General features: G+C 72.7%; 2 pseudogenes. One reads left to right on the plus strand and one right to left on the minus strand.

The window, feature by feature from the left end:
* Positions 1-138, minus strand: a pseudogene (locus CCN29_RS35460) (stage II sporulation protein M); the annotation flags it as partial.
* A gap of 64 nt (positions 139-202) precedes the next feature.
* Between CCN29_RS35460 and CCN29_RS36505 the strand changes: the two are divergent.
* A pseudogene (locus CCN29_RS36505) lies at positions 203-370 on the plus strand (RDD family protein); the annotation flags it as partial.

Raw genomic sequence — 370 nt, forward strand, 5'->3', positions numbered from 1 at the left:
GAGGTGGGTGGCGGCGCGCTGGTAGAGGGTGACGAGTTCGTCGGCCTCCGCGCCGGTGAGCCGGCGGCGTCGACCGAGCAGGGCGTCGAGGCGGTCCCACTCCGCGCGGTGGGCGGAGACGAAGACGTCGAGGTCCATCGGTGTGCCTGCTCCTCGGCTGATCGTCGGCGGTCGTGCTGTCGGGCTGCTCGTACTGCTCGTACTGCGGTGCGATGCGGCTTCAGCTTGGCAGACTGGCGGTGTCCCGGGCAGACCAGGAAGGGCGGCGGGCGTGAGTGAGCTGGTGACGGGCGAGGCGGTGGCGTTGGAGCTGCGCCCCGCGAAGCTGCCCAGCAGAGGGCTGGCGGTGCTGCTGGACCTGGCGGCGGCC

This window comes from Streptomyces pseudogriseolus (genome assembly GCA_002154585.1).
In the GTDB taxonomy this organism is placed as follows: domain Bacteria; phylum Actinomycetota; class Actinomycetes; order Streptomycetales; family Streptomycetaceae; genus Streptomyces; species Streptomyces pseudogriseolus.